Here is a 7,842-nt window from a genome sequence, read left to right on the forward strand (position 1 = left end):
TATTTAACCAATTTATTACTATATTTGAAAACAGGATTCAAGTATAAAACCCGAATCCTGAAGTTTTCTATTTACACAAAATGGTGGACAGTGCCTTATAAGATAAATCATTCTTTCACTGGTCTAATTGCCATTTTAACCATACTTGCATTCCAACTGCCATTATAATAATAACTTGTCGAATTATAATAGAAAACATAGCCAAAGCGCCCGTAGGTATCACTATAAGATTCTCCAGTCCAATAATATCCACTGCTTTTGTCCATGATTTGCGTCGTTCCTATCGGACCACTTGCTGGAAGTTCATAGCCTGTAGAAGGCAGAAAGATACTATTTCCATTACCTCCTGTTACTTTCATACCGCTTACCCCGTTTACAGTCGCTCTTGTCCATGTACATTTCTTTATCAAGTCTATCTGCTCAGCCTTATTCGGTAATCTCCATGTCCCTCCCCAGGTTGCACGCACTATATCATACTTAGTCCCACAAATATTATCAATATTCGGAGCTACATAATTGGGCATAATTCCACTATTAGCAACATCTCCCCACAGATAATATCCACCTTGTTCTGAAGATGCTGTAGCTCCCAAATTGAATGAAGCCCATTTCACACTAAGCCCTAAATTCACGGCTCTATATGGCGATTGTTCTCCCAAAGGAATAACTATTTCTGTTCCATCTTTAAGTACAATTCTTAATTCATCTTCTGTTACTTCTACAGACTCAAAAAACGAATCACCATCTTTTCCAGAAGCCTTTATTGCCTTTCCATTTTCATCAAGCAATTTGGAATAAGTATAGCCATTATCATAACTTATAATCCAATATCCATCAGAATCTGCCTTCAAGAGTGGAGTAACAGCATCCATTCCTGATGCAGGAATCTTATTTCCATTAACATCATTAAGCCATGTTGTTTCACCATTAATAGTCTGTACCCAATAGTATCTACCATTGTAATAGCGTACATTGATTACTGGAGCATCCTTACCATCTACTCCATCCTTTCCATCAGAAATTATTACCCGTGAACCATCTGAAAATGTGAGTACATAATCCTCCCCAGATGCAGTAACATTGGTTAAATACAACCTACTTTGAAGTACCCCTACAATAGCACTGATTGATGTGATATCATCGTTCAATGCTTTCAATTGCTTTTCAATAGAGGTAACCCTATCATCTAAAGAATTAACTTTATCCCATAACTCGCCATCATCGTATTCGCTACACGCCGTTGTGCAAATTAACAATAACACTAACTGGCTAATAAATTTAAACGCTTTCATTTTTATCAATAATCAAAACAATATAATCATTAAAACAAACTCTCAATAAACTTCATCAAGATATTAATACAAAATTTCACCTACAGCTAAAAGACAAGAACCCATAGAAAATCAATTATATAAATTAATAATATTATGTCATACACCTTCAGACAATAGATTATTATTCTTCAATTATATTCTCAAAATCTTTCCACTCATATGTATTTTGATAAATAAATGAGGAATTTTGAGGAACATATAAAATACATTCTTTTTTATCTACATTCCTAAATACCCATTGTCCCAATTTAGGAGGATTTGGTCCTTTTTTGCAATGTATCTCTTTTAATCCAACACAAAAAGAAAATGCTTGATTACCTATCAACATTAAACTACTTGGCAAAGTAATTGTTGCCAATTTTGCACACCTAGAAAAAGCTCCATTATCTATTTCGATAACACTCTCAGGAATTTCAACAGAGGATAAATTATTATAATAATAATTTGTACTAAATGCGCCTCCATCAATAAATGTTACCCCATAAGGTATAGAATACATCAAAGATTTACCTTCTGGAAATTTCCAGAGCTTGGTCATATCTCTACTAAACAAAACACCATCAACTGTCGCCAAATATATATTATCTTTAGAGACATTTATTTCTTTCATTTTTTTACAGTCTTCAAATGGTTGACCACCAATATTAGTTAAATTTCCTGTAATAGATATTCTAGTCAAATAATCACAACGATCAAAGGCATACCCCTCTAATTTTATAATACTTTCTGGCAATACTATAGATTCTAAAGAATTACATTTGTGAAACATTTCAGAAGATATTATATTATTTTGAGTAAGATATGCTTTGACATCTGCACTATTAGCATTCCCTGCATAATAAAAATCTCCTCCATTTACAATTGTAGCTTTTTTTATATCCAAAACAGCTAAATTTCCATCCGTTACATTACCAAAAGCATCATTCCCCATCATTTCTCGTAAAAAGCGAATATCAGTTCCATTTAAATTTCCACTTAGAGTAAGCTCTTTTATTTCATACTTATCTATCTCATTTATTAAAGATGGTAAACTTCCGGCTATCTCCACATGTAATGTTAATGGTTGCATTTCTCTTTTTTGTTTTATTTCAATAGTTTCAGATAATGAATTGTCATTATTCCGAATACAAATCCACCCCAATCTACTTGCATCACTTATATTTTCATCTATATTAAAATACAATTTAGAAGAAGCCAATCCTCTTGTCGAAATATCACTCACCTGTTTAATCCAATTACATTCGTCTGGAATTACAACATTATATTTCACATTGGAGTTTACTAAAACCTCAACCATTTGTTGCTGACAAGATAACAAATACTCTTTCTGAGAAATTACAATAGCATCTTTTTGAGCTTGAATTACTTTCAGCAACTGTTTAATATTATTGCTTTTATCATAAAATTCAATTTCAGTTTCTCTTTTATCGTATGTATCATTAGGAGAAATAATATAATATAAAGTATGACTTGATGTACTTCTAGCTGTTATAGGCTTAACCCAATCTACCATCGGCATTTTAACCTCAAAATCAAAATTACTTTTTATTTCAACAACTATAGTCTCGCCTTTATCACTGACCAAATATTCATTTTTAGTCAATAATAAAACAGCTTCACCTGTCTGATATACTTTTACCCTTTCAGATAATTTCTCCCCTTGGATAATTATTTCTCCTTCACGTTTATCATATTCTTCACTTGGGGAGATTGCAAAAGAATAAAAGTTAGTAGACAAGCCACGAGCACGTTCAGAAATAACAGGTTCAATCCAAGACCTACTATTTTCAGCAACGGTAATTTTATGATCTATATTCGACTTTACCTGTAAAGTAATAATCCCCCCATCTTTATCAACCTCAAATCTATCCGATGTCAATGTTAAAGCATCTTTTTGTTTCTGATTGATTATGATGTTTTTAGTCAATTCATCAGCGCTAATCTTTAATACCACATTTCTATCATCATATCCTGCATTACTAGTCACTAAAATAGTTAATGTGACATTTCCTGCTTTACCACTTGAAGGAGACACTGTACACCAATGATCTCCACTCTGTGTCTCGGCAAGGGAAACTGACCAATCCTTATTAGTAGAAAAGGAAATAGTTGTTCGTTCACCTTCTGACATGACATTGATTCCTTGACTAAAAGCTGTTTCACATTCAGATGTAGGTACAATTTCGGTTTCTATTTCAACTTCTCTCTTCTCATTTTCTTCACTACATGAAAACAAAAAAATGGAACACGGATACATTAGGAATAATCCTATTCGAAAAATTTTAAATTTATAATTCATAGTTATATTCATTTTTACACATCTAATTATAATTCATACAATTTCTCTATATCATCTAGAACTAGATCATTTAGAAAATCATTAATGGCAGAATACATAGCGCAAGAACCATTTAGGCTTTTAGCCATTTCATTTTCAGGAACAAGTTTGCTACATTTTCTAAGAAATATATTTATCAACTCCAAATCCCATTGAACATAAGGATTTCTTTGAAGAACCAACCAATCAAGATCATCTTGATGTTCAATTATAAATTCTTTTGAAATATTAGGACTATATGAATATAACCTGCTTCCCATTTTCTCGTATCTTTCAATCACTTCATTCAAATCATCTTGTGTTATCACATATTCCATACCCAAAAGATTCTGCAATTTAGTCAATGTTTCTACAATGCTTCCAATACCCATTTGGGCGAAAAAGCCATTATTATTCAATAAATCTTTTAACCAAACACAAGACTTTACATCACCTTTGATTTTACTTACTAGGTCCCAATCCCACTTAGTAAACTCATTCTCAGCCAAGTCACTACAAACTTGAGGAATATTATGAAAATCAATATTATAATTAGAATGGAACAATCTTATTTGACGACTATCCATTTTCAATTCACGTAAATCATCAAGCGACGATATTTCCGAAATTAAAGTAGATGGAATCATATCATAACATTTCACTGTAGTATTATAGCGCTTATAACACACACGATATAATCTATTATCAATAGTAAATTCCTGACCTTTCCGCTTTAAGACAGATAAGTTCGTAATATAATACCATTCACGTGGATCAATTGTAAAACTATTATTTTCGACAATTTTATGTACTCCCGTATAAATACGATTCTCATATTTGACTACTTGTTCGTCACTCAATGGATAGTATTTTCGAATAAGATTACGAAATAAAATTAATCCTGCTACAGGTTCATTCAATATATATTGTCTCAACAAGGCCAAACATGCCATATTTATTTGCAATTGAGCTCCATCTTTTATCCTTTGTATATTATCAATATTCAGTTGAAACTGTTTCAAACTTTGAATATTATAAAGTAAGTCACTTGTACTATTCATCGTCTGTCTTAAATTAAAGCTTAAAAAATTATTGCATAATAATATATTATCTTCCATAATTCAATCATAAAAATAAAAGGTTCCTTTATTAACAATCTCTTCATACAAATAATCCATTATATCATTATGCAATGACCCACCAAATTCTAGAATATCCTTTGTTGAACATAATTCATTGAAATATCCACTTTCTGCAGCGTCTTTTAACCACTGTCCACGCAAAATCATATCATGAGGAAGTTGAGCTACTTTTTCTAGTATTGAAAAATCTTTATATTCCAACAATAAAACAAACTTAACAGCTTTCGGAAAATGTTGCCAATCTTCAAAATTAATATAATTAGACAAGTGTTCATTTCTTACTTTAGCAATTGTCCGGCAAAACAATTGTGCCCCTAAATTCAATATCAAGATTCTTTTATCCAAGGCTCTGATATCAGAAGGATTAAATAGTAAGCCACAAGACAAAAAATAATATCCAAGCGTCGAAAATGTCTGATAATATTTTGGATCATTTACAACATCTAACAAGTTTAAATAAGCCTCTCCTACCGCAACGGCATCTTGTTCTGGTATTTTAGACAAAAAATCATGCTGAGTAAAAGTCAACTCTAAAATCTTACCAAGATATAGTTCTGACTTATTTCTATCAGTACGAAACAATTCATTAGCTATATAGCTATTATGAATTACGATTTCAAGATTTGTCATATTTATAAATTAATTCAATGGCTCTTTTATATCTAATATTTAACCAAATAAGGTTTTTGAATATTTCCTTCTAAACGATACTTCACCACATAAAAACATCTTGACAACGGGAGATTTCCCTTCTGACTAAAGATTTGAATATTCCAACTTTATCATTTAAATCTAATTCTTCATCACTATATGCAGCAACAGCCCCCATTAATTCGACTAAAATGGAGACTGAACGCAGCAAATCAGTATCAATTAAGCGATGATATGTATCAACATGCTTATCTATAAAAATATCAAGTGCAATAAAAAACGTGTCCTCTCCTCTATCATTTGTATTTATAATATCAACAAACGCCTCTAAATCATTACAAAAATCATCTTCACCATATCCAAACATTTCGTTAGTCACCGCTCTAGAATCATAACTAGGAACACCTATAATATGTTGTTTAAATGCTAGAAACTCTTCTACGATTTCTATCCTACCTAAATTTCTCAAAACAACGGATAAAGCTAAATAATCTTTTCCGTTAAATGAACGATATTCTTTTTTCATATTTATTCTTGATAATCTACAACTATTTCCAAAATCTATTTACTGATTCATAATAATCTTCCAAACTAGAAGAATCTTCGAGAAAAGTATCTTGAGCAGATTGGACCTTTTCCATTAGATTTACCCACTCCTGATTAGCATTACTTTGTACAAATTTACCCTGTGTATACGCTTCTTGAAAGTCTTTTTTCAACAGTTCGTAATAATCTAATCTGAAATAGAAATCACAATCATTATCAACCGAATGGGTAGAAACAGAGAATATATCCCCTTTTTGTGGACGGATAAATAACTTCTTGGCAAAAGCCTGAAATAACATTGCTAATTCGCTTCCATTAAATGTTTGTTTTTTAGTTTTCATAAATAAATTTTCTTTATCCTCACGTTCCTCTAAGGTAGTAATAAATAAAAGAAGCGCGGAACTGCGTGCTATCACTTGTTCCAGAAGGTCCTAGCAAAACCCAATACTACAAATGAATAGACAGCAGACCCACGCCTATACGACGTGAGAACCGACTATGCCATTCTTGTAGTATTTTGAAAATTTGCTAGTTTTTCTGAAACAAGAATGAAGCACAACGCTTCTTACAATTTTTTCTAAATAAAATTTTGAGGTCTATCACCATAGACTTCGTTCGCAAAAATATAAAAGATTATTTGCAAACGCAAAAATACACAAAGAAATCTTTCTGTATTTCAGAATTTAATTCTGCATTATTTCATCACTGCTTACCGTTACTTCTCCCCCAATCTATTAACAAATAAATTATTCTTTATTAGAAGTAAACTTGTTTTTATCAAGAAGATAACTTACCTTTGTTCAATACAAATCTATAATTGCAACCTTTGATTATACAAATACAAGTTTTGTTTTTATAAACGCAACTTGCATTTATAAAAACAAAAGCTTCATTTTAAGTTTGGAATAAACCCAAAAGAACTTTTCTATTAGAAGAAAAGAAGTTTACTTCCCATAGAAAGGAACTTATCTATTAGAAGAAAAGAAGTTTACTTCCCATAGAAAGGAACTTATCTATTAATACTTTAAGACTAAAATAGTATGGCACGATACATCATGGAAGAAATGCCCGACATGCAGAAGACGGGCAAAAGAGTGACTTATCCAAAGTTTGCACAGATAGACAACGCAGATATAAAAGAGTTAGCGAAGCGAGTTGGAGATGTCAGCGGATTCAGCGCAGGAGATATAGAGGGCGTACTGCTCCAGACAGCTATAGAAATGGCACATCTGATGGCAGAAGGACGCTCGGTAAAAATAGACGGAATAGGAACATTCACTCCGGCACTTACCCTAGGCCGAGATAAAGAACGGGAAAAAGCGGGAGAAGGTGGGAAACATCGAAATGCACAGAGCATCTTTATAGGCGGCGTGAATTTTCGGGTAGACAGAACAATGCTGAGAAATATCAGCGAAAGATGTCATTTGGAAAGATCCTCTTGGAAACCACAACGCTCCTCACAAAAGTTCACACCCGAACAACGACTTGCATTAGCGGTGAAGTACCTTGATGAGCATCCTTTCCTAACTGTATGGGAATACCGGAAATTAACCGGATTACTACAAACCGCTGCCGCCAATGAACTGAAGCAATGGGCCAGTTTTCCGGACTCAGGTATCGATATCGCCGGAAGAGGTTCGCACAGAATCTATATAAAGAAGCAAGTAATTACCGAAAAATAATTGAATACGATGAGAGATACTCACTAAAACGATGAGAGATACACGCTTCAAAGCATATTTTGCCCAAAAAACAATGTAAGCGTCTCGGCGATGCCGTCTTTTCTTTAATTCTACTTCTTCATATCTTTGCTTTCATATTAATCAATTCCTACTTATATGACTGCACATGC

General features: G+C 32.6%; 7 protein-coding genes. 1 reads left to right on the forward strand and 6 read right to left on the reverse strand.

Translation table 11 applies throughout. From position 1 onward, the window contains the following. Nucleotides 1-107: 107 nt before the first annotated feature. From BLW31_RS23450 to BLW31_RS23475, 6 genes are all read right to left on the reverse strand, one after another. Nucleotides 108-1,292, reverse strand: a complete 1,185-nt coding sequence (locus BLW31_RS23450) for a DUF4988 domain-containing protein (protein WP_029425429.1) — start codon at nucleotides 1,290-1,292, stop codon at nucleotides 108-110. Between the two features lie 163 nt (nucleotides 1,293-1,455). Then, entirely contained in the window at nucleotides 1,456-3,633 is a 2,178-nt protein-coding gene (locus tag BLW31_RS23455; protein ID WP_010537252.1) for a leucine-rich repeat protein, read from the reverse strand. Nucleotides 3,634-3,659: 26 nt separating this feature from the next. Continuing rightward, on the reverse strand, nucleotides 3,660-4,769 hold the full coding sequence (locus tag BLW31_RS23460) for a hypothetical protein (protein ID WP_032836874.1): 1,110 nt from the start codon (nucleotides 4,767-4,769) through the stop codon (nucleotides 3,660-3,662). Between the two features lie 3 nt (nucleotides 4,770-4,772). Continuing rightward, nucleotides 4,773-5,423, reverse strand: coding sequence for a hypothetical protein (locus BLW31_RS23465; RefSeq protein WP_010537250.1), 651 nt, complete (start codon nucleotides 5,421-5,423; stop codon nucleotides 4,773-4,775). 82 nt (nucleotides 5,424-5,505) lie between these two features. Further along, nucleotides 5,506-5,970 carry a hypothetical protein gene (locus BLW31_RS23470; protein WP_010537249.1) on the reverse strand — a complete coding sequence of 155 codons (465 nt, stop codon included), beginning with the start codon at nucleotides 5,968-5,970 and terminating at the stop codon, nucleotides 5,506-5,508. Nucleotides 5,971-5,992: 22 nt separating this feature from the next. Continuing rightward, nucleotides 5,993-6,331 carry a hypothetical protein gene (locus BLW31_RS23475; RefSeq protein WP_010537248.1) on the reverse strand — a complete coding sequence of 113 codons (339 nt, stop codon included), beginning with the start codon at nucleotides 6,329-6,331 and terminating at the stop codon, nucleotides 5,993-5,995. Nucleotides 6,332-7,030: 699 nt separating this feature from the next. Between BLW31_RS23475 and BLW31_RS23480 the strand changes: the two genes are divergently transcribed. After that, complete coding sequence (locus BLW31_RS23480) at nucleotides 7,031-7,672, forward strand: HU family DNA-binding protein (RefSeq protein WP_029425428.1); 642 nt, start codon at nucleotides 7,031-7,033, stop codon at nucleotides 7,670-7,672. Nucleotides 7,673-7,842 lie beyond the last annotated feature (170 nt).

It is taken from the genome of Bacteroides faecis MAJ27, assembly GCF_900106755.1.
In the GTDB taxonomy this organism is placed as follows: Bacteria; Bacteroidota; Bacteroidia; order Bacteroidales; family Bacteroidaceae; genus Bacteroides; species Bacteroides faecis.

Excerpts from the sequence above, each read along its gene's own strand:
- BLW31_RS23450 (WP_029425429.1), bottom strand. The coding sequence starts at position 1,292 with ATGAAAGCGTTTAAATTTATTAGCCAGTTAGTGTTATTGTTAATTTGC.
- BLW31_RS23455 (WP_010537252.1), bottom strand. The coding sequence starts at position 3,633 with ATGAATTATAAATTTAAAATTTTTCGAATAGGATTATTCCTAATGTAT.
- BLW31_RS23460 (WP_032836874.1), bottom strand. The coding sequence starts at position 4,769 with ATGGAAGATAATATATTATTATGCAATAATTTTTTAAGCTTTAATTTA.
- BLW31_RS23465 (WP_010537250.1), bottom strand. The coding sequence starts at position 5,423 with ATGACAAATCTTGAAATCGTAATTCATAATAGCTATATAGCTAATGAA.
- BLW31_RS23470 (WP_010537249.1), bottom strand. The coding sequence starts at position 5,970 with ATGAAAAAAGAATATCGTTCATTTAACGGAAAAGATTATTTAGCTTTA.
- BLW31_RS23475 (WP_010537248.1), bottom strand. The coding sequence starts at position 6,331 with ATGAAAACTAAAAAACAAACATTTAATGGAAGCGAATTAGCAATGTTA.
- BLW31_RS23480 (WP_029425428.1), top strand. The coding sequence starts at position 7,031 with ATGGCACGATACATCATGGAAGAAATGCCCGACATGCAGAAGACGGGC.